At 52.6% G+C, this 21,009-nt stretch carries 19 protein-coding genes and 2 tRNA genes; 10 read left to right on the top strand and 11 right to left on the bottom strand.

The genetic code is table 11. The features are described from left to right. Positions 1-175: 175 nt before the first annotated feature. Positions 176-823, bottom strand: a complete 648-nt coding sequence (locus QSK07_RS04270) for a YchE family NAAT transporter (protein WP_098050369.1) — start codon at positions 821-823, stop codon at positions 176-178. Between the two features lie 459 nt (positions 824-1,282). Here QSK07_RS04270 and adhE point away from each other — a divergent pair, with 459 nt between their 5' ends. Beyond that, entirely contained in the window at positions 1,283-3,970 is a 2,688-nt protein-coding gene (gene adhE / locus QSK07_RS04265; protein ID WP_285720534.1) for a bifunctional acetaldehyde-CoA/alcohol dehydrogenase, read from the top strand. A gap of 66 nt (positions 3,971-4,036) precedes the next feature. Here adhE and tdk read toward each other — a convergent pair whose 3' ends face one another. Beyond that, the gene (gene tdk / locus QSK07_RS04260; RefSeq protein ID WP_285720533.1) at positions 4,037-4,657 is read right to left on the bottom strand and encodes a thymidine kinase; all 621 of its coding nucleotides are present in this window, start codon (positions 4,655-4,657) and stop codon (positions 4,037-4,039) included. 408 nt (positions 4,658-5,065) lie between these two features. On the opposite strand from tdk, the gene hns reads away from it, so the two are divergent. Further along, a complete protein-coding gene (gene hns, locus QSK07_RS04255) occupies positions 5,066-5,476 on the top strand; it encodes a histone-like nucleoid-structuring protein H-NS (protein ID WP_033732837.1) in 411 nt (136 codons plus the stop codon). A gap of 76 nt (positions 5,477-5,552) precedes the next feature. On the opposite strand, the gene QSK07_RS04250 is transcribed toward hns, so the two are convergent. From QSK07_RS04250 to rssA, 5 genes are all read right to left on the bottom strand, one after another. Next, positions 5,553-6,560 carry an NAD-dependent epimerase gene (locus QSK07_RS04250; protein ID WP_013358050.1) on the bottom strand — a complete coding sequence of 336 codons (1,008 nt, stop codon included), beginning with the start codon at positions 6,558-6,560 and terminating at the stop codon, positions 5,553-5,555. A 14-nt stretch (positions 6,561-6,574) separates the two neighbouring features. After that, positions 6,575-7,915: a UDP-glucose dehydrogenase family protein gene (locus tag QSK07_RS04245; RefSeq protein ID WP_098050365.1), complete on the bottom strand. Its 1,341-nt coding sequence runs from the start codon at positions 7,913-7,915 to the stop codon at positions 6,575-6,577. Positions 7,916-7,937: 22 nt separating this feature from the next. Continuing rightward, positions 7,938-8,846 (bottom strand): UTP--glucose-1-phosphate uridylyltransferase GalU, encoded by a 909-nt coding sequence (gene galU / locus QSK07_RS04240; RefSeq protein WP_285720532.1) that lies wholly within the window; start codon positions 8,844-8,846, stop codon positions 7,938-7,940. Positions 8,847-9,037: 191 nt separating this feature from the next. After that, entirely contained in the window at positions 9,038-10,054 is a 1,017-nt protein-coding gene (rssB, locus tag QSK07_RS04235) for a two-component system response regulator RssB (RefSeq protein WP_098050364.1), read from the bottom strand. A 99-nt stretch (positions 10,055-10,153) separates the two neighbouring features. Beyond that, positions 10,154-11,059 carry a patatin-like phospholipase RssA gene (rssA, locus tag QSK07_RS04230; RefSeq protein ID WP_285720531.1) on the bottom strand — a complete coding sequence of 302 codons (906 nt, stop codon included), beginning with the start codon at positions 11,057-11,059 and terminating at the stop codon, positions 10,154-10,156. A 96-nt stretch (positions 11,060-11,155) separates the two neighbouring features. On the opposite strand from rssA, the gene QSK07_RS04225 reads away from it, so the two are divergent. The 5 genes from QSK07_RS04225 to xthA all read left to right on the top strand — a co-directional run bounded on the left by QSK07_RS04225 (position 11,156) and on the right by xthA (position 13,932). Beyond that, complete coding sequence (locus QSK07_RS04225) at positions 11,156-11,611, top strand: YchJ family protein (RefSeq protein ID WP_285720530.1); 456 nt, start codon at positions 11,156-11,158, stop codon at positions 11,609-11,611. Positions 11,612-11,667: 56 nt separating this feature from the next. Further along, positions 11,668-12,516 (top strand): formyltetrahydrofolate deformylase, encoded by an 849-nt coding sequence (gene purU / locus QSK07_RS04220; RefSeq protein WP_098050361.1) that lies wholly within the window; start codon positions 11,668-11,670, stop codon positions 12,514-12,516. A 144-nt stretch (positions 12,517-12,660) separates the two neighbouring features. Next, positions 12,661-12,745, top strand: a tRNA-Tyr gene (locus QSK07_RS04215). 39 nt (positions 12,746-12,784) lie between these two features. After that, a tRNA-Tyr gene (locus QSK07_RS04210) sits at positions 12,785-12,869 on the top strand. A 256-nt stretch (positions 12,870-13,125) separates the two neighbouring features. Then, a complete protein-coding gene (gene xthA, locus QSK07_RS04205) occupies positions 13,126-13,932 on the top strand; it encodes an exodeoxyribonuclease III (RefSeq protein WP_275219354.1) in 807 nt (268 codons plus the stop codon). 33 nt (positions 13,933-13,965) lie between these two features. On the opposite strand, the gene QSK07_RS04200 is transcribed toward xthA, so the two are convergent. The 3 genes from QSK07_RS04200 to QSK07_RS04190 form a co-directional block, all read right to left on the bottom strand. Then, positions 13,966-14,277: a YnjH family protein gene (locus tag QSK07_RS04200; protein ID WP_285720529.1), complete on the bottom strand. Its 312-nt coding sequence runs from the start codon at positions 14,275-14,277 to the stop codon at positions 13,966-13,968. Further along, positions 14,274-16,190: a DNA topoisomerase III gene (locus QSK07_RS04195; protein ID WP_285720528.1), complete on the bottom strand. Its 1,917-nt coding sequence runs from the start codon at positions 16,188-16,190 to the stop codon at positions 14,274-14,276. Before QSK07_RS04195 ends, QSK07_RS04200 begins: the two co-directional genes overlap by 4 nt. Before the next feature lie 193 nt (positions 16,191-16,383). Beyond that, the gene (locus tag QSK07_RS04190; RefSeq protein ID WP_098050357.1) at positions 16,384-16,935 is read right to left on the bottom strand and encodes an NAD(P)H nitroreductase; all 552 of its coding nucleotides are present in this window, start codon (positions 16,933-16,935) and stop codon (positions 16,384-16,386) included. A gap of 173 nt (positions 16,936-17,108) precedes the next feature. On the opposite strand from QSK07_RS04190, the gene sppA reads away from it, so the two are divergent. The 3 genes from sppA to pncA all read left to right on the top strand — a co-directional run bounded on the left by sppA (position 17,109) and on the right by pncA (position 20,695). After that, entirely contained in the window at positions 17,109-18,971 is a 1,863-nt protein-coding gene (sppA, locus tag QSK07_RS04185; RefSeq protein WP_275219352.1) for a signal peptide peptidase SppA, read from the top strand. A gap of 85 nt (positions 18,972-19,056) precedes the next feature. Continuing rightward, positions 19,057-20,070: an asparaginase gene (gene ansA, locus QSK07_RS04180; RefSeq protein WP_098050355.1), complete on the top strand. Its 1,014-nt coding sequence runs from the start codon at positions 19,057-19,059 to the stop codon at positions 20,068-20,070. A gap of 16 nt (positions 20,071-20,086) precedes the next feature. Then, on the top strand, positions 20,087-20,695 hold the full coding sequence (gene pncA / locus QSK07_RS04175) for a bifunctional nicotinamidase/pyrazinamidase (RefSeq protein ID WP_285720527.1): 609 nt from the start codon (positions 20,087-20,089) through the stop codon (positions 20,693-20,695). A 28-nt stretch (positions 20,696-20,723) separates the two neighbouring features. On the opposite strand, the gene QSK07_RS04170 is transcribed toward pncA, so the two are convergent. Next, a complete protein-coding gene (locus QSK07_RS04170) occupies positions 20,724-21,005 on the bottom strand; it encodes a YeaC family protein (protein WP_285720526.1) in 282 nt (93 codons plus the stop codon). Positions 21,006-21,009: the final 4 nt, after the last annotated feature.

The raw sequence follows: 21,009 nt of genomic DNA, 5'->3' as shown, positions 1-21,009 counted from the left end.
AATAATGACATTCTTTTGCAAAAAAAAGTCTGTGACTAAACCCGCAGTAACGGAATTTATAATCGACTGTTTTTATTAAGCAGGATGAATAAATGCATTATTATGGTGCAATAAAACGCCTTACTGCACCACTTCAGGTCACCAGGTCTCTTCGCTGCATGAAATAAGTGAGTTTCTAGTTCAATAAGCCGGGGAAAATCGACTTCATACCGGTAACGACAAATTCAATTCCCAGCGCCATCAGTAACAGACCCATAATTCGGGTAATGACGTTAATACCGGTTTGCCCAAGAATGCGCACCATTAAGGGTGCTGCCCGGAACAACAGCCAGCAGCAGAAAGCAAAGATGGCAATGGCCAGTGTGAATCCCAGCAGATTCATCCAGCTGTGGTAACGGGTACTCCAGACAATGGTCGAGCTGATGGCCCCTGGTCCCGCCATGAGTGGTAATGCCAGCGGTACAACCCCCACGCTTTCACGAATCGCCGTTTCTGACTTCTCCTGTTTATTCTGCTTATCCTCGCCCAGCTTGCCGCTGATCATCGACATCGCAATGGTGACTACCAGAATACCGCCCGCAATACGGAACGAGTCAATTGAAATGCCAAACACACGCAAAATCGCATCGCCGAGGAAAAGTGATGTCCAGAGAATAATGGCAACGGCCAGATTAGCCGTAAGGTTGGTTTTGTTACGCTCAGTCACCCCCTGATAACGCGTCATGCTGATGAACACCGGAATAATGCCTACCGGATTGACCAGCGCAAAAAGCCCGACAAAAAATTTTATATAGCCTGATAAATCTAACAATGCTGGATTCACAACATTACTCCGTACCACAGGGGGAAAACGCGCCTAATGTATGTGAAAACGTGCAGAGACGCCAGATGTACGCCTGGCTATTTATCCTGATGAACAGCAAAGCATTTAGCGCTTTCCGCCAGAGATTAAAAAGTGGCTGGATTTAGCCACTGCAATAAGGGCTAAGCGCAGGAGCAGACCGACTTAACAGAAAAGCAGCAAAAAGGGGTGCTGAAAGGTGTCAGCTTGCGCTTAAATTGATCTGCATCAGAATTGACCTACCCCAAACCAGGTAATCTTTTCTCAACGGAAGTATAAGCGTCAGCGTGACTAAGCTTGTTAACGCTAACAGAAGACTCGTTCAGTAAACAGTTGAAAATCCGGGCGTTCCCTGTCATTAACTCACGTTATTTCAGCGTGACTATACTCAGGACGCAGGATTGTTTACTTAAAAAGTTTAACTTCCTTCAGGAGATCACCATGGCCGTAACCAATGTCGCTGAACTTAATGCACTGGTCGAACGTGTAAAAAAAGCCCAGCGTGAATATGCCAACTTTTCTCAACAACAGGTCGACGCCATCTTCCGTGCCGCCGCCCTTGCCGCCGCAGACGCCCGAATCCCGCTAGCCAGGATGGCCGTTGCCGAATCCGGTATGGGCATCGTCGAAGACAAAGTCATTAAAAACCACTTTGCTTCTGAGTATATTTACAACGCCTATAAAGATGAAAAGACCTGTGGCGTGTTAGCCACTGATGATACGTTTGGTACCATTACCATCGCCGAGCCGATTGGCCTGATTTGCGGTATCGTCCCGACCACCAACCCAACCTCAACCGCCATCTTCAAAGCGTTAATCAGTCTTAAAACCCGTAACGGTATTATCTTTTCGCCCCATCCACGCGCCAAAGACGCAACAAACAAAGCTGCCGATATCGTCTTACAGGCAGCCATTGCTGCCGGTGCGCCTAAAGACATTATCGGCTGGATTGATGCCCCGTCTGTTGAGCTGTCAAACCAGCTGATGCATCACCCTGACATCAACCTGATTCTCGCCACTGGCGGTCCGGGCATGGTGAAAGCGGCATACAGTTCCGGTAAACCGGCGATTGGTGTCGGTGCCGGTAACACGCCGGTCGTAATCGATGAAACCGCCGATGTAAAACGTGCCGTTGCCTCCATTCTGATGTCGAAAACCTTTGATAACGGGGTGATCTGCGCCTCTGAACAATCTGTCATTGTGGTTGATTCAGTTTATGACGCCGTGCGTGAACGTTTCGCCAGCCATGGCGGCTACATGCTGCAGGGTGCTGAACTGAGCGCTGTACAGAATATCATCCTGAAAAACGGCGGCCTGAATGCGGCCATCGTAGGTCAGCCTGCCTTCAACATTGCAGAGATGGCGGGTCTCAGCGTGCCACCGAGCACTAAGATCCTGATTGGTGAGGTCAAACTGGTAGATGAGTCTGAGCCATTCGCCCATGAAAAACTCTCACCTACCCTCGCGATGTATCGGGCAAAAGATTTCCAGGATGCCGTAGATAAAGCGGAGAAACTGGTCGCCATGGGCGGTATCGGTCACACCTCCTGCCTTTACACCGACCAGGATAACCAGACTGAGCGCGTGCACTACTTCGGCGACAAAATGAAAACCGCGCGTATTCTGATCAACACCCCTGCCTCTCAGGGCGGTATCGGTGACCTCTACAACTTTAAACTGGCGCCGTCTCTGACGCTGGGTTGTGGTTCCTGGGGCGGTAACTCTATTTCAGAGAACGTCGGTCCAAAACACCTGATCAATACCAAAACTGTCGCCAAGCGAGCTGAGAATATGTTGTGGCATAAACTTCCTAAATCCATCTACTTCCGTCGGGGTTCACTGCCAGTTGCGCTGGAAGAGGTGGCAACGGACGGCGCGAAACGTGCCTTTATCGTCACTGACCGTTTCCTGTTCAACAACGGTTATGCTGACCAGGTGACCCGCGTGCTGAAATCACACGGCATCGAGACTGAAGTGTTCTTCGAAGTTGAAGCTGACCCAACGCTGAGCATCGTACGTAAAGGTGCAGAGCAGATGAACAGCTTTAAACCTGACGTCATCATTGCGCTGGGCGGCGGTTCCCCAATGGATGCTGCGAAAATCATGTGGGTGATGTACGAACATCCCGAAACCCACTTCGAAGAGCTGGCGTTACGTTTCATGGACATCCGTAAACGTATCTACAGGTTCCCGAAAATGGGCGTTAAAGCACGCATGGTTGCCATCACAACTACCTCAGGTACCGGTTCAGAAGTCACACCTTTCGCTGTGGTGACCGATGATGCGACCGGTCAGAAATATCCTCTGGCTGACTATGCATTGACGCCGGATATGGCGATTGTTGATGCCAACCTGGTGATGGATATGCCGCGCTCACTCTGCGCTTTCGGTGGTCTGGATGCGGTAACCCACGCGCTGGAAGCCTATGTTTCCGTGCTGGCGAATGAATACTCTGATGGTCAGGCGCTGCAGGCACTGAAACTGCTAAAAGAGAACCTGCCGGCCAGTTATGCCGACGGTGCTAAAAACCCGGTGGCGCGTGAACGCGTACACAATGCCGCGACTATTGCCGGTATTGCGTTTGCCAACGCCTTCCTCGGGGTCTGTCACTCAATGGCACACAAACTGGGTTCAGAGTTCCATATCCCACACGGTCTGGCGAATGCCCTGTTAATCTCGAACGTTATTCGCTACAACGCGAATGACAACCCGACCAAACAGACCGCGTTCAGCCAGTATGATCGTCCACAGGCGCGCCGTCGTTACGCTGAGATTGCTGACCATTTAGGTCTGAGCGTTCCAGGCGACCGCACCGCGCAGAAAATTGAGAAGCTGCTGGCCTGGCTGGATGAGATTAAAACTCAACTCGGTATTCCGACCTCAATCCGCGAAGCTGGTGTGCAGGAAGCGGACTTCCTGGCGAAAGTTGACAAACTGGCCGATGATGCGTTCGATGACCAGTGTACCGGCGCGAACCCACGCTATCCGCTGATTGCTGAATTGAAACAGATTATGCTCGATACTTACTACGGACGTGAATTTGTCGAACCGTTCTCAAGTATCGCCGAAGCCGTAGCTGAGCAGCCGGTGAAAGGTGTGAAGGTTGACAAGAAAGTGAAGAAAGTCTGATAGTCCGCTTCTGACTTCTGTTAAAAAACCCGCCTCGGCGGGTTTTTTATTGCCTGAATGACGCGGTTAATTCAGCGGAGTCTGTGCGCCGTGAATCGCCTGTAACGATCCCTGCTCTATCGCCTGTTTGTAATGCTTACGGCAGACGGAGATATAACGTTCGTTACCGCCAATGACCACCTGCTCGCCTTCGCTGAAAGGTTTACCTTCGCTATCCAGTCGCAGCACCATGCTCGCCTTGCGGCCACAGTGACAAATGGTTTTAAGTTCAACCAGCTTATCTGCCCATGCCAGCAGATACTGACTGCCCACAAACAGTTCACCGCGAAAATCGGTTCTCAGGCCATAGCAGAGCACCGGAATATCCAGATCGTCTACGACATCAGAGAGCGCTTTAACCTGCTCCCGGGTCAGGAACTGACTCTCATCAACCAGCACGCAGTGGATTGGCTGCGCAGCATGTTCGGCGGCTATGTCTCTGTAGAGTGCGGTTTCAGCATTGTAGAGCATGGCCGGCGACGAGAGTCCGATACGGGAACTCACCTGCCCGGCACCGAACCGGTTATCGATCTCAGCGGTATAGACCAGCGAACGCATGCCGCGCTCCTGATAGTTATAGGAGGATTGCAGCAGTGCCGTCGATTTCCCTGCATTCATGGCAGAGTAATAAAAATAGAGTTGAGCCATAGGAGCGTATCTTCATCAGGACTTAACGGAATGGCGCGCATATTAACACAAAGTGCAGGTAATACATTGCGCTGTAGCGGTAATTAAAGCGTAACGGCTGAGCGGTTATTCCTCGTCGTGCTTCAATGGGAGCCGGTTATGTACACTTCACTCTGGATAAGTTTTGCTTATTTTACCCGCAACAAAAGGAATGACATTTTTGTTACTACGCTAAATACATTAAATTTATTGCATATCAGACCCGCGGAAACTATTTTTTATTTGCCAAAAACGCGAAATTTTGACGGTGATTATTTTAATTACTCTGGCAATTATCGTTCTGAATATTTTTTTAAGATTGAAGTTATTTAATGTCACCACTACTATTAGCGGGCAACACAACTTTTCCCTTATTCAGAGACCAGGACAATGAGCGAAGCACTAAAAGTTCTTAATAATATCCGTACGCTGCGCGCCCAGGCCAGAGAGTATTCCGTCGAAACACTGGAAGAGATGCTGGAAAAACTGGACGTGGTGGTAAAAGAACGCCGCGAAGAAGAGTCACACTTTCAGGCAGAAAATGAAGAACGCACGCGTAAGCTTAATCAGTATCGTGAAATGCTGCTGGCGGATGGAATCGACCCGAATGAACTGATTAACACGCTGACCGCCACTCCCCGAGCTGCGGCAAAAGGTAAACGCTCAGTGCGTCCGGCCAAATATGGTTATACCGATGAAAAAGGCGAGTCCAGAACTTGGACAGGTCAGGGACGGACTCCGGCCGTGATTAAAAAGGCGCTGGAAGAACAGGGTAAATCACTGGACGATTTTTTACTGTAATGCATACGGCTTCGCCGCTTAAGCGTTAGCCTGATAACCAATATAAAAGGAAGCCGAAGCTTCCTTTTTCTGTTAATCAGACGCGGTAGAAATCGCGATACCAGTCAACGAAGTTTTTAACGCCCTCTTCGACCCCGGTCTGCGGTTTAAAACCAATGGCCTTATACAGCGCTTCGGTATCCGCACTGGTTTCCAGTACGTCGCCGGGCTGCATTGGCATCAGATTTTTCTTCGCCGTAATCCCCAGGGCTTTCTCAATCGCTTCGATATAGTTCATCAACGTAACCGGCTGACTGTTACCAATATTGTAAACCCGATAAGGCGCAGAGCTGGTTGCGGGTGAACCGGTTTCAACGGTCCAGTTATCATCCTGTTGCGGAATAACATCCTGCAGGCGGACAATCGCTTCAGCAATATCGTCAATATAGGTAAAGTCGCGTTTCATCTGGCCCTGGTTATAAACATCTATCGCTTCACCCGCAATCATTGCCCGGGTGAACTTAAAGAGTGCCATATCGGGACGGCCCCATGGACCGTAAACGGTAAAAAAGCGCAATCCGGTTGTCGGTAACTGATAAAGATGCGAGTAAGTGTGCGACATCAACTCATTAGCTTTTTTGGTCGCCGCATATAAAGAAACCGGATGATCAACGCTGTCTTCGGTTGAGAAAGGCATTTTCCGATTCAGGCCATAAACTGAACTGGATGAGGCGTAGAGCAGATGTTCAATTTTATGGTGACGGCAGCCTTCAAGAATATTGAGGTGGCCGATCAGATTTGAGTCTGCGTAAGCATGGGGGTTTTCAATGGAGTACCTGACGCCAGCCTGAGCGCCAAGGTGAATAACGCGCTGAAATGTGTGCTGGTCGAACAGTGACGCAATTGCGTCACGGTCCGCCAGATCCATCTCAATAAATGTAAAACCGGAATCAGCTTTAATTAAATCGAGACGGGCATGCTTGAGATTTACGTCATAATAATCATTCAGGTTGTCGATACCGACAACCTGGTGACCGGCGGCCAGCAGACGCTGACTGACATGAAAACCAATAAAGCCTGCGGCGCCGGTGACCAGAAAGTTCATAAATCCCTCGTTAATTATGCAGTTTGAATAGACGCTCCGCGGCCGATTGCATAATAAACGAAACCGCGTTTGCTGATACGCTCTGGATCATACAGGTTACGACCATCAAAAATCACGGCTTCTTTCAGTGCATTTTTGATAACGTCGAAGTCAGGCGCACGGAAGTTTTGCCACTCCGTACAAATGACCAGACCGTCTGCGCCCTGCAGTGCGGCTTCTTTGGTACCCATCAGCTTCAGATCGCTGCGGTGACCATAGATGCGCTGCGCTTCATCCATCGCTTCAGGATCAAACGCCTGAACAGATGCGCCCGCTTCCCACAGTGTCTCCATCAGCACACGGCTGGAGGCTTCACGCATGTCGTCAGTGTTCGGCTTGAATGACAGGCCCCAAAGTGCAAACGTTTTACCTTTCAGATCGTCACCAAAATGACGCTTAATGAAGGTAGGCAGCTTGTTTTTCTGGTTGTCATTGACATCTTCCACCGCCTGCAACAGACGTGGCTGATAGCCTATGGACTCAGCGGTACGGATTAACGCCTGCACATCTTTCGGGAAGCAGGAGCCGCCGTAGCCACAGCCAGGATAGATAAAGTGGTAGCCAATGCGGGGATCAGAACCGATACCCTGGCGTACTTTCTCAATATCCGCGCCTAAACGTTCAGCCAGGTTAGACATCTCGTTCATAAAGCTGATTTTGGTTGCCAGCATGCAGTTTGCGGCATACTTGGTCAGCTCTGCGCTGCGGATATCCATCATAATCATACGATCGTGATTACGGTTAAACGGCTCGTAGAGCTCGCGTAACAGTTCAACCACGTCGTCGTTGTCGGTACCGACAACAATACGCTCCGGACGCATACAGTCATTAACTGCTGCACCCTCTTTCAGGAATTCCGGGTTTGAAACCACATCGAAAGTGATGTTGGCGTCACGCGCTTTCAGCGTTTCCGTCATTACTGCACGAACTTTGTCTGCTGTGCCAACCGGAACGGTTGATTTGTCGATAACCACTTTGTGATCGTTCATATGCTGCGCAATGGTGCGCGCTACGGCGGTCACATATTTCAGATCGGCAGAGCCGTCTTCGTCCGGTGGTGTACCGACTGCAATAAACTGCATAACACCATGGTTAACGCCCAGCTCAGCATCAGTGCTGAACTTCAGACGACCCGCTTCGTAATTCGACATTACCAGCGGCGTTAAACCTGGTTCGAAAATAGGAATGATGCCTTTTTTCAGATTTTCGACTTTATTAGCGTCGACATCAATGCAGAGAACGTCATGTCCGACTTCGGCTAACACCGCAGCCTGAACCAGACCGACATAGCCGATACCAAATACAGTGACTTTCATCGAGTTATCCTGTGTTTATGAATTACTTTTTGTTGCCAACTGCGCTATCGAGCCATTCAGAGAAATCTTTGCCCAATACCGGATGACGAACACCGTACTCAACGAAAGCCTGCATGTAACCCAGCTTGTTACCACAGTCATGGCTCACGCCTTTCAGGTGATAAGCTTCAACAGTCTCTTTTTCCATCAGCATAGCAATGGAGTCAGTCAGCTGAACTTCGCCGCCTGCACCTGGAGGCGTTTTCGCCAGCAGAGGCCAGATGTCTGAAGACAGCACATAACGACCTACGACGGCCAGGTTTGATGGGGATTCTGACGCTTTAGGCTTCTCAACCACACCGACCATAGGTGCGCTGTCGCCTGGATTCAGTTCTGCGCCCTGGCAATCAACAACACCGTACGCGGTAACATCAGCAACCGGCTCAACCATGATCTGGCTGCGGCCAGACTCTTCATAACGGCTCAGCATCTCTGCCAGGTTATCTTTGGTTGGGTTGGATTCATATTCATCGATGATGACGTCTGGCAGGATGACCGCAAATGGCTCATCACCGATCAGTGGGTGTGCGCACATCACAGCGTGACCCAGACCTTTAGCGATGCCCTGACGGACCTGCATGATAGTAACGTGTGGCGGGCAGATAGACTGAATTTCATCCAGCAGCTGACGCTTAACGCGTTTTTCCAGCATTGATTCCAGTTCGAAGCTGGTATCAAAGTGGTTTTCGATGGCATTTTTTGATGAATGCGTAACCAGCACAATTTCGTTGATGCCAGCAGCGATACACTCGTTAACGACATACTGGATTAACGGCTTATCAACCAGCGGTAACATCTCTTTTGGAATCGCTTTGGTAGCCGGGAGCATACGCGTACCCAAACCCGCTACCGGGATTACCGCTTTTTTTACTTTGGTATTATTGGCAGACATTAAGATACCTCTCTCATAGGCCGTTCAAGTTAATACTTGATATGTCGGTTTAAAATCGGAAATGAGTATATCAGTTAGTATCGAACGGATTTATCCTGGAAGGGACTAAACCGTCGAAATTAAGACTATTACCCAACTGTAAAGCTAAACTCTGGCCCTGAGATCAGCGCCAGAATCTCTCTGTTTTTCACTTACTCTTCTGTGGACAGCATAAGCCGGATACGACCGCCCGCGCCCCAGACGTGGCACTGCCAGTTGTCTGCGCGCTGACTGATTTGATTAAGATGGGTGCTGCCCATAGTGCCAAGCGGGACACCATTACTGAGCTGAATCTGATGGGCATGAACATGAAGCGTGGCGTTTAATCCGGCCGAAACCAGAATCAGATTTTTTAAAGCGCGATGATAGTAACCCACCAGCAACGGGAACTGACCGATCAGGTTTGCCTGACGCAGCAGCAGATTGACCTGTCTGAGTAATCCATTCAGCTCCGGCAGACGCTGTTTTTGGCCCGTGAGCTGCTCCTGCAGCAAGCCATTAAACAGTGCTCGCAGCAATAGCGCCGCCAGAACGCCGTTATCTCCGGCGCGCGTCACGTCGAGACAGTAGAACGCCAGATCTTTATCGGATAGTGCCGCGATATCAAGTACCAGCCCAGGCTGCTCGGCCATCGTCAGCTGGCGATAGTTAATCCGGCAGTTAGCAATGGTCTGCTGCACCGGCGGCTGGAGTTGCTTGAGCAGCTTGGCAGCTGCTTTTGGATCGCGAACCAGCGCATCCCAGTCCTGAAAAAGCTGCTCATCCTCTTCCACTTTCGAGGTGAACATTGAGGGATAAAGGCATTCATAAACCGCTTCACGGAAACGTTCGAAGTTTTTGAGTGGCTTAAGCAGCACATCCTGCACCCCAAGACGCAGTACATGGGCGATATCGGACATGTTTTCAGTGGCCGAGATAATTAAAATCGGCACAACATTGCCACGGGTACGAATATGCTCTACGAACTGAATACCACTCATACGGGGCATTTCCAGATCGCAGATAATCAGGTCGACAGTATGCTGTTGTAGTTGTGCAATTGCTTCCAGACCATCTTCCGCTTGTAACGTCACAGCACCCATCGATAACAAAAATTGGTCCAGCAACGAACGGAAAACAGCCTCATCTTCGACAATGAGTATCTTTTTGCCGAGTAGTGGTTTTTCCATTCTTTCCCCCTGCGTACCAGATAATTCAATAGTGGTTCATAAAACGCAGTTGCGCCTTTCAGAATTGCCCGAAGTCACCGTTTTGAATGAACAACCTGATTATCTGCCACGGACCAGTGGTAATAGTTCATCCATTTTCTTCTCTACGGCGGCCCTGCCTGCCTCAATGGCCTCTTCAGCACGATGAAAGTCCAGCGTCGAAATTTGCGGACAGACCGGCTGTATCAAAACATCGGGCGGATCGCCTGCCATACGGTTTCGCTTAAGGCGATTCTCCAGCACCTGGATAGAGGTAGACATAATCTCCATCGCACCAGGTGACTGAGATGCACGGCGCTGAGTGAAATTCACCAGGCGCTGTCGCAACTTTCCACTCCAACTCAATGCCGCTGCGGCGGCTTCTTCTTCGCTGTTCTGAGGTGTAACGGAAAAGAGATCCTGCTGCATTAAATGTGCGTCATGCTGTAAGTCAACGGCGATAACAATGTCTGCCCCCAGGGCACGTGTCAGTGAAATCGGCACCGGGTTCACGACGGCGCCATCCACCAGCCAATACCCATTGTAGCCCACCGGCGGTAATAAACCTGGCATACTGCAGGATGCGCGTACCGCCTGATGAAGATCGCCTTCAGTCAGCCAGAGCTCACGCCCCGTACTCAGGTTGGTTGCCACCACGCCGAAGGGTTTATGACAGTGCTCTATCGCATCATTCGGGATCAACTGACGCACATGGCTGAATACCCGCTCGCCACGTAACAGACCGCCGCGCTGCCAGGAGACATCCATCAGGCGAATCACATCCCAGTAGCGAAAGGCGCTGACCCATTTTTGCATCAGCGGCAGACAGTTATTTACATAGGCAGACCCGACCAGTGCGCCGACTGAGCAGCCTGCAACAACGTCGATCTCAATACCCGCACGTTCCAGCGCGTTAATCACGCCAATGTGCGCCCATCCCTTGGCCGCTCCAGACCCCAGAGCCAATCCAATTTTTACCTTTCTCATTTGTATCTGGTCCTGCCGTCAATACGTAGCGTCACAACGTGGGGTCAGCTAACATAGCGCGCTTGTGAAATCGACTCATCATTCCCGGGAGACAATGTGTCAGAAACCTGCCCATGTTGTAGCGGAGAGCAGTATAGCGTATGTTGCGGGCCCTTTCTGCAGGACAGCGAGATTCCTGTTACAGCTGAACAACTTATGCGATCCCGTTATTGCGCCTATGTTCAGCATAATGCGGACTATCTGGTTGCAACCTGGCATCCTGAGAAACGTCATCCGGCACTGTCGGGGCTTTTATCTGAAAGTTTTTCAGGCACCGAATGGCTTAGCCTGAATGTAACCCGTTGTAATCACGTAAGCCATGAGAACGAAGCTTTCGTTACTTTTTTTGCGCGATATCGCGAGAAAACCAATATTCATGCCATTCATGAGTGTTCACGCTTTCTTCGCGAGGATCAACGCTGGTACTATGTTGACGGTACGATACCGCCCCTGGGGCGTAACGATCTCTGCCCGTGCGGCAGTGGCAAAAAATACAAAAAATGTTGTGGTTAAGCTGACGGCTACCCCAGCGGTTTACACCCTAATGCTTTGACAGGACTCTGATTGAGATGCAAGCGCAAACCATGCAAAGAAAAGTTTTACGAACCATTTGTCCCGATGCAAAAGGTCTGATCGCCAAAATCACCAATATTTGTTACAAGCACGAACTTAATATCGTGCAGAACAATGAGTTTGTTGATCATCGCACCGGGCGTTTTTTCATGCGCACCGAGCTGGAGGGGATTTTCAACGACAATACCCTGCTCGCCGATCTCGACAGCGCCCTGCCGCAGGGTTCAGTGCGGGAACTTCACAGTGCCGGTCGCCGTCGCGTGGTGATTCTGGTGACAAAAGAGGCACACTGCCTGGGCGATCTGTTAATGAAGAGCGCATTTGGCGGCCTGGATATGGAAATTGCAGCGGTGGTGGGTAATCACGAAACCCTGCGTTCACTGGTTGAGCGTTTCGATATTCCGTTTGTGCTGGTGAGTCACGAGGGGCTGACGCGGGAAGAGCACGATAACCGCATGGTAGAAGAGATTGATCGCTATCAGCCCGATTATGTGGTGCTGGCAAAATATATGCGCGTTCTGACGCCCGCTTTCGTTCAGCGTTATCCGAATCAGATTATCAACATTCATCACTCCTTCCTGCCCGCCTTTATTGGAGCCCGCCCTTATCATCAGGCTTATGAGCGTGGCGTGAAAATCATCGGTGCTACCGCGCACTACGTGAATGATAATCTCGATGAAGGTCCAATCATCATGCAGGATGTGATTAACGTTGATCACAGCTACACCGCGGATGAAATGATGCGTGCCGGACGCGACGTGGAAAAGAATGTCCTGAGCAACGCTCTGTACAAAGTACTGGGACAGCGCGTGTTCGTTTACGGCAACCGTACGATCATTCTTTAATCAGCCAGGGCGCTGAATTGTCTGCAGATTCAGCGCTACGTGTAAAAAGTGGGCAAACAGTTGTTGTTTTGCCAGTGGGCGCTTTACACCCTTATCGCATTTGGTATGATGCGCCCCGCTTTAAGAGACAAAGATTCAGGCCATGGTGGGATTCCCGAGCGGCCAAAGGGAGCAGACTGTAAATCTGCCGTCACAGACTTCGAAGGTTCGAATCCTTCTCCCACCACCATCTGAATCTGAATCACCTTAAACCACTTCAAATATCCCTGGTGGGATTCCCGAGCGGCCAAAGGGAGCAGACTGTAAATCTGCCGTCACAGACTTCGAAGGTTCGAATCCTTCTCCCACCACCATCTTATGTTGCAGAAAATCCCAATACAAATATCAAAGCTTCCTGTTCTGCGGGGAGAGGGATGAGAACCTTCGGGCAAGGTTCGGGTCGGGCATCGTGCCCACGACTCCCAAAAAATATCTAAGCCACTTGTTTTGCCTTACACCTCCTCACGTTTCTTACCCGCTTTCGCACAATCTCAGCCTGTTCTGCCATGACTTCTTCAACAAAAATCGCTACCATCTTTGCCCATTACTCGCTGAACAATGGTCGATCATATGAAATTTGTTTCTTTTAACATCAATGGGTTGCGTGCCCGCCCGCATCAGCTTCAGGCGCTTGTCGAACAGCATCAGCCCGATGTGATCGGTCTGCAGGAAACCAAGGTCCACGACGACATGTTCCCGCTGGAAGAGGTGGCAAAGCTTGGCTATCACGTCTTTTATCATGGACAGAAAGGCCACTACGGCGTGGCGTTGCTAACTAAAGCGCAGCCCGTGTCAGTGAGTCGGGGCTTTCCGGGCGATGACGAAGAGTCCCAGCGCCGCCTGATCATGGCGGAAATCCCCAGCCCGATCGGCGACATCACAGTGATCAATGGCTATTTCCCACAGGGCGAAAGTCGCGACCATCCCACCAAGTTCCCGGCTAAGGAGAAGTTCTATCGCGATCTGCAACGCCTGCTGACCGACGATCTGCCTGCCGATAAACCGGTTCTGGTTATGGGCGACATGAATATCAGCAGTACCGATCTGGATATTGGTATTGGTGAGGAGAGTCGCAAGCGCTGGCTGCGCACCGGCAAATGCTCTTTCCTGCCGGAAGAGCGCGAGTGGATGGATCGCCTGCTGGACTGGGGACTGGTGGATACCTGGCGCGAGCACAACCCGGAGGTGGCGGACCGTTTCTCCTGGTTCGATTATCGTTCGAAAGGATTTGATGATAATCGTGGGTTGCGCATTGATTTAGTGCTGGCAAGCAAAAATCTGGCGTCGCACTGCGTTGAAAGCGGCATTGATTATGAGATTCGGGGCATGGAGAAGCCGTCTGACCACGCCCCCATCTGGTCAACCTTCCGCTTTTAATTAATGGTCGCGTGGCAGAACGCCACGCGACGGCTATTTCACTATTTTCCAGATCAGGTTGTTGGTGCCAAGAGACTGTTCATCACGCGCGCACTGCAGCAGCACGCCCTCAGATTTCACCACCGCGCCTTCTGTGTAGTTGCGGTTCTCAAAGATACAGCAGCGGAGACAGTCCTGCTGACGTCTCTCTGACTGCGTCCAGGCTTCCGGCGGCATATCTACCACCACATCGGTGTTCACACCGCTGCTGCCCTGTTGTGGTATCGACTGATAATGACTGTTGGCCTGCACTGCGCTGGTCGCCAGCGTCAGAGCCACGACCAGAAATACCGAATAACGCCTCATTCCGTCTCCTTAACTTTACGCCTGGTTTTGCGCACCGGACGTTTCTGTCCGGTGGACGGTAATCCCCGAAATGCATGCGCCGCAGGCTGCTGCCGCGCCTGCTGGATAAGGCCGGTTAAGGTCTGCACCAGCGGCTGCATAAACTCATCATAGCGGCAGGCCTTTTCGCTGATACGCGTCAGTGTCGATTCCCACTGCGCCGTCATATCCGGGCGCGCTGCCAGATCGGGCAGAGAGTGAATCAGGGCGCGTCCGGCATCCGTGGAATTGATGTAACGGCCCTTCTTCACCAGGAAGCCACGACGAAACAGTAATTCGATAATGCCGGCGCGTGTGGCTTCCGTTCCTAAACCATCGGTCGCACGCAGCACTTTCTTTAATTCTTTATCCTGAACGAAACGGGCGATGCCGGTCATTGCAGAAAGAATCGTCGCATCGGTAAACGGGCGCGGCGGCTGAGTCTGCTTCGCCAGCACCTCGCCACGCTCACAAAGCAACGCATCGCCCTTTGCTACCACCGGCAGCGGCATGCCGTCGTTCTCTTCATCCCGCTCTTTGCTGCCCAGTAGCGCGCGCCAGCCCGCCTCAGCCAGGAAGCGCGCTTTCGCCACAAACTTTCCGCCCGCAATATCAAGGTCGATGACACATTTACGGAATACCGCATCCGGGCAGAACTGCATCAGATACTGGCGCGCTACCAGCTCATAAATATGCTGTTCGTTTTCACTCAGCCTCACCGCGCTGCTTCGTGCCGTGGGAATAATGGCGTGGTGAGCATCGACTTTTTTATCGTCCCAGCAGCGGTTTTTGCGATCGGCGTTAAAGTCTGCTGGTGGGTTGAGCTGGGGCTGATGCGCCTGTATCGCCTTTAATACCGCGTGACGACCGGCAAAATGCTCTTCCGGCAGATAGCGGCTGTCTGAACGCGGATAGGTAATCAGTTTGTGGGTTTCATAGAGCCGCTGACAGGTGTCCAGGACCATCTGGGCACTCAGTCCGTATCGTTTCGCGGCCTCAATCTGCAGACTGGACAGGGAGAATGGCAGCGGAGCGATGTCATTTTCGCGCTTGTCGCTGTAGGCCGTGACGACGGCGGGCTGACCGGTGATACGCACCACCACGTGATCGGCCAGTGCGCGTTTAAGCAGCCGGCCCTCTTCATCCTGCCATGGCTCACAGGCTTCGCTGGGGATCCAGCTGGCGACAAATCTGGCACCATCAGGCGTGAGGATATGCGCTTTAACTTCGAAGTAGTCTTTCGGCACGAAGTTTTCGATCTCCTCATCGCGCCGGACCACCAGCCCCAGCACTGGTGTCTGCACCCGGCCCACCGACAGCACGCCATCGTAGCCAGCATTGCGCCCCAGCAGTGTCCAGGCGCGGGTCATATTGATGCCATAAAGCCAGTCCGCGCGGGCGCGGGCCAGCGCAGAGACGCACAGCGGGATAAACTCGCGATTCTCACGCAGGCGGTTTACGGCCCGATCCACTGCCTGAGGGTTAAGATCGTTGATCAGACAGCGCTGCACTTTACTGCGTTTTTCAGCGGGCAGGTTCAGGTAATCCAGCACCTCATCCACCAGCAACTGCCCTTCCCGATCCGGGTCACCGGCATGCACCACTTCACTCGCCTGCGCCAGCAGACCCTCAACCACTTTCAGCTGCTTCGCAACCGACGGACGTGGTTTCAGCTGCCATTTTTCCGGAATGATTGGCAGATCGTTCAGCGACCAGCGCGCGTAACGACTGTCATAACTGTCGGGCTGCGCCTGCTCAAGAAGGTGTCCCACGCACCAGGTGACGATCTGATCGTTGCCGCAGGCAATAAAGCCATCACCGCGGCGATGCGGTTTCGGCAGCACATCTGCGATAGCACGCCCAAGGCTCGGTTTTTCCGCAATAAACAAACGCATTGAATCAGGACATCCTTAACATCAGGGGAACACAGTGATAACCGGTTGTTCGCTGTCGGTTTGAATCTCGCGGGCTATGTTAGCCTGGCAGGGCTTCGGGTGTAAGCATGTCGCGCGGCGTTAGCGATCGTTCGCACAGGAACCGTGCAAAAGGCAGGGCTGAAATACACCCTGCCGGAATCGGACAGGCAGATCAGAAGTAGCGGACGAAAGGCGCAGTGTCAGGCGGGAGCACCGTGGTGCTGGATTTCAGTTGCGGGGTGCCCAGATAAAGGAAGCCAACAATGGCATCCTGCTCGCGGCAGCCAAAACCCTGCCGGACCTGCTCGTTATCGGTCCAGGGACCGCTGCGCCAGATACCGTTGTAACCCTGAGCAAGCGCCGCCATCTGCATCGCCATCACCGCACAGCTGGCCGAGGCAATCTGTTCCCAGCGCGGCACTTTGTGGTGCGCTTCGCAATGTGCCACCACCGTAATGATCATCGGTGCGCGAAACGGCGCCTGGCTCGCTTTATTAATCGCCTTTTCATCCAGCTGGCTATCGCGTGCCGCCTTCTCCAGCAGCTGACTCATCCGGTCACGCCCTTCATTTTCTACAATGATGAAGCGCCAGGGTTGCAGCGTGCCGTGATCCGGTGCGCGCATGCCAGCCCGCAGGATATTCTCCAGTGCGTCACCCGATGGTGCCGGCTCACTCAGGCGTGAAGCCGAACGTCGGTTGACCAGTAACTCCAGTGCGTCCATGTTTCTCTCCCGATCTCAGTAATGTTGCCATTATCCTGGCACAGGCAGATTTTTTGTAACAGTGCGCAGTGATTTCCTGCTGACTTTTAACACGCCGCTCTTTAGGATGAGCTCGTCGGGGAAGTCTGGTCCGCGCGGCGGCCACTTCCTGCTACATATTTATGGAGAGTCTGATGCGCACATTGTGGCGAATAATTGCAGGTCTGTTCCGCTGGAGCTGGCGGGTATTGAACTTTATCAGGGAATTCATTCTGAATATTTTCCTGATTTTATTGATTGTGGTGGGTGTGGGGATCTGGCTGCAGGTCAGCGGATCGGGTGGCAGTTCAGCGCCGATTCAGCAGGGCGCACTGAAAGTCGATCTCAGCGGCGTACTGGTAGATAAACCGTCGGTAAGCAACCGTCTGAGTAAAATTGGCCGCCAGCTGCTGGGTGCCAGCAGTGACCGCTTACAGGAAAATTCGCTGTTTGATGTGGTCGATGCCATTCGCCAGGCAAAAGGTGACAGTAACATTAAAGGCATGGTGCTGGATTTACGCGAATTTGCCGGTGGCGATCAGCCTTCACTGCAATATGTGGGTAAAGCGCTGCGTGAATTCCGCGACAGCGGCAAGCCAATTTATGCTCTGGGCGACAGCTACAGCCAGGCGCAATACTACCTTGCCAGCTACGCCACAAAAATCTATCTGTCGCCGCAGGGCACCGTGGATCTGCATGGCTTCGCCACCAATGGACTTTATTACAAAACCCTGCTGGAGAAGCTGAAAGTCACCTCACACGTATTCCGTGTCGGGACCTACAAATCAGCGGTCGAGCCGTTCCTGCGTGACGACATGTCACCTGCGGCACGTGATGCTGACAGTCGCTGGGTAGGTCAGCTATGGCAGAACTACCTGAATACCGTGGCGGCGAATCGCCAGCTGACGCCGGAACAACTTTTCCCGGGCGCAGCAGCGATTATTGCTGGTTTAAACGCGGTTAAAGGCGACACCGCGCAATATGCGCTGGATAACAAACTGGTCGATGCCCTGGGGTCCCGTGCAGCGGCCGATCAGGAGCTGGTGAAAGCCTTTGGTCTGGATAAACAGAGCAACGATTACCGTAGCGTCAGCATCTATGACTACAGCGTGAAACCGGCCTCCTCGCAGCAGGATGGCAACATTGCGGTCGTCATGGCCAGTGGTGCCATCATGGATGGCGAAGAGACACCGGGCAACGTCGGTGGCGACACAACAGCCGCTCAGATCCGCGATGCGCGTCTCGATCCGAAAATCAAAGCGATCATTCTGCGGGTGAACAGCCCAGGTGGCAGCGTAACGGCTTCGGAAGCGATTCGTGAAGAGCTGGCGGCGGCCCAGGCCGCAGGTAAGCCGATTGTGGTCTCTATGGGCGGCATGGCGGCATCCGGCGGTTACTGGATCTCAACGCCTGCCAGCTACATCGTGGCGAACCCCAGCACGCTGACCGGCTCGATTGGTATCTTCGGCGTCATCAATACGCTGGAGAACAGTCTGGACAGCATTGGCGTGCACACCGATGGTGTCGCGACCTCCCCGCTGGCGGATATCTCCACCACCAGGGCGCTGCCAGCGGAAGTTCAGCAGCTGATGCAGCTGACTATCGAAAATGGTTACCGCAACTTTGTGGGTCTGGTGGCGAAGTCGCGTCATAAAACCCCAGAGCAGATTGATGCAATAGCGCAGGGGCATGTCTGGACCGGAAGCGACGCCAAAGCCAATGGTCTGGTGGATGCGCTGGGTGACTTTGATGATGCCGTGAAGAAGGCGGGCGAGCTGGCGAAAGTCAGTAAACCCATGCTGAGCTGGTATCAGGATGAACCGACCTTCCTGGATATGGTGCTGGGCCAGATGAACGCCTCAGTACAAGCCGTATTGCCGGATACGCTGAAAGCCTGGCTGCCCGCACCGATGCTGGATGTGATGAGTGCCATGAAAGCCCAGCCGGGGCTGTTCGACAAGCAGAACGATCCTCAGAACCGTTATGCCTTCTGCCTGAACTGCGGCGAAGTGCGATAAACCTCTCAGCCCGGCCGCTGGTCGGGCTGCTTTTCCCCGCTATTCCCCTTATACTGCGCGTTTTATGGCGAGTCTGAGTTCTCTAATGCAAAAGAAAAACATCTACGTAGCCTACACGGGCGGGACAATCGGTATGCAGCGCTCTGCGCAGGGCTATATTCCGGTCTCAGGGCACCTGCAGCAGCAGCTGGCCAATATGCCCGAGTTTCACCGCCCCGAGATGCCTGATTTCACCATTCATGAATATCAGCCGCTGATCGACTCATCCGACATGACCCCGGAAGACTGGCAGTTTATCGCCAACGATATCCGACAAAATTACGATCGCTATGATGGCTTTGTGATTCTGCATGGCACTGACACCATGGCGTTTACCGCTTCCGCGCTCTCGTTCATGCTGGAAAATCTGGCCAAGCCGGTGATTGTAACCGGGTCGCAGATCCCCCTGGCGGAACTGCGCTCAGATGGCCAGCAGAATCTGTTAAATTCCCTCTATGTGGCGGCTAACTACCCGATTAGCGAAGTGTCTCTGTTTTTCAATAACACACTTTATCGCGGTAACCGTACGACCAAGGCCCATGCCGATGGCTTCAACGCCTTTGCGTCGCCAAACCTCTCTGCACTACTGGAAGCGGGCATTCATATTCGCCGCCTCAATACACCACCTGCCCCATCCGGTCAGGGCGAACTGAACGTTCACACCATTACGCCTCAACCTATTGGCGTGGTGACCATCTATCCTGGCATTTCCGCCGACGTGGTGCGTAACTTCCTGCGTCAGCCGGTGAAGGCGCTGATTCTGCGTTCTTATGGCGTGGGTAATGCCCCGCAGAACAAGGAATTTCTGGCTGAACTTCAGCAGGCCAGCGAACGCGGTATCGTGGTAGTGAATCTGACCCAGTGCATTTCAGGCAAGGTGAATATGGGCGGATACGCCACCGGCAACGCGCTGGAAGAGGCTGGCGTGATTAGCGGATTTGACCTGACGGTAGAAGCCGCGCTGACCAAGCTACACTTTTTACTCAGCCAGGAACTCTCTGCCGATCAAATCCGTGCCAGAATGCAACAGAATTTACGCGGCGAACTGACCGAAGACTGAAACGGAGCGACATGTAATGAAGCGGGCACTCATCATTATTGATATTCAGAACGATTTTTGCCCCGGCGGCCCGATGGCAGTCCATGAGGGCGACCACACGGTCGAGGTGGCCAATCGCTATGCGCGGCTGTTCCGTGAAAACGGTGAATGTGTACTGGCTCTGCAGGACTGGCACCCAGCCGATCACGGCAGCTTTGCCTCGGTTTCCGGTGAGCCGGTCTACACGCTGGGCGAGTTAAATGGTCTGGCGCAAATCTGGTGGCCCGATCACGGCATTCAGGGCTCAGCAGGTGCGGACTTCCATCCCGGTCTGGATCGCTCACTGTTCGATGCGACGTTCCATAAAGGTGAAGATCAGGATGTCGACAGCTACAGCGCCTTTTTTGATAATGGCCACCGTCGTAAAACCGAGCTGGACAGCTGGCTACGTGCACGGGGCATCACCCATCTGGTAATGCTGGGGCTGGCGACAGATTACTGCGTGAAATATAGCGTGCTGGATGCGCTGGAATTGGGGTATCACGTCGAGGTGGTCAAAGAGGGCTGCCGCGGCGTCAATCTGAATCCTGAGGACAGTGACATCGCCTTTGCTCAGATGACGGCTCAGGGCGCGATTCTGATCTGATTACGGAGCTGGCTTGACGCCAGCTTTTTTAGTGCAAATGAATGCGGGTGACATCCGAATCGATGCCGAACGCTTCTTTCAGCTCCTTTTTCGACTTCATCACCATTTCGCCGCCCTTAGCAATGGTCATATGCTGCGGTGCATCGTTGTGTCTTGCCTGCCACAGCATGACCAGTTGCAGGCAGTTGTCGCGCTGATCCTGTGTCAGTGCCACGCCATCCGGCCATTTTCCAATCTCAACCGCTGTTGCCAGTCGTTCGTAGACTTCAGGTGTCATCGACGCAAGCATTGCTTCAAGTTGTTCCTTCATCGCC

Source organism: Pantoea sp. QMID4 (assembly GCF_030270445.1).
Taxonomy (GTDB): Bacteria; Pseudomonadota; Gammaproteobacteria; order Enterobacterales; family Enterobacteriaceae; genus Pantoea; species Pantoea vagans.
This window is presented reverse-complemented; position numbering and strand designations above follow the sequence as displayed.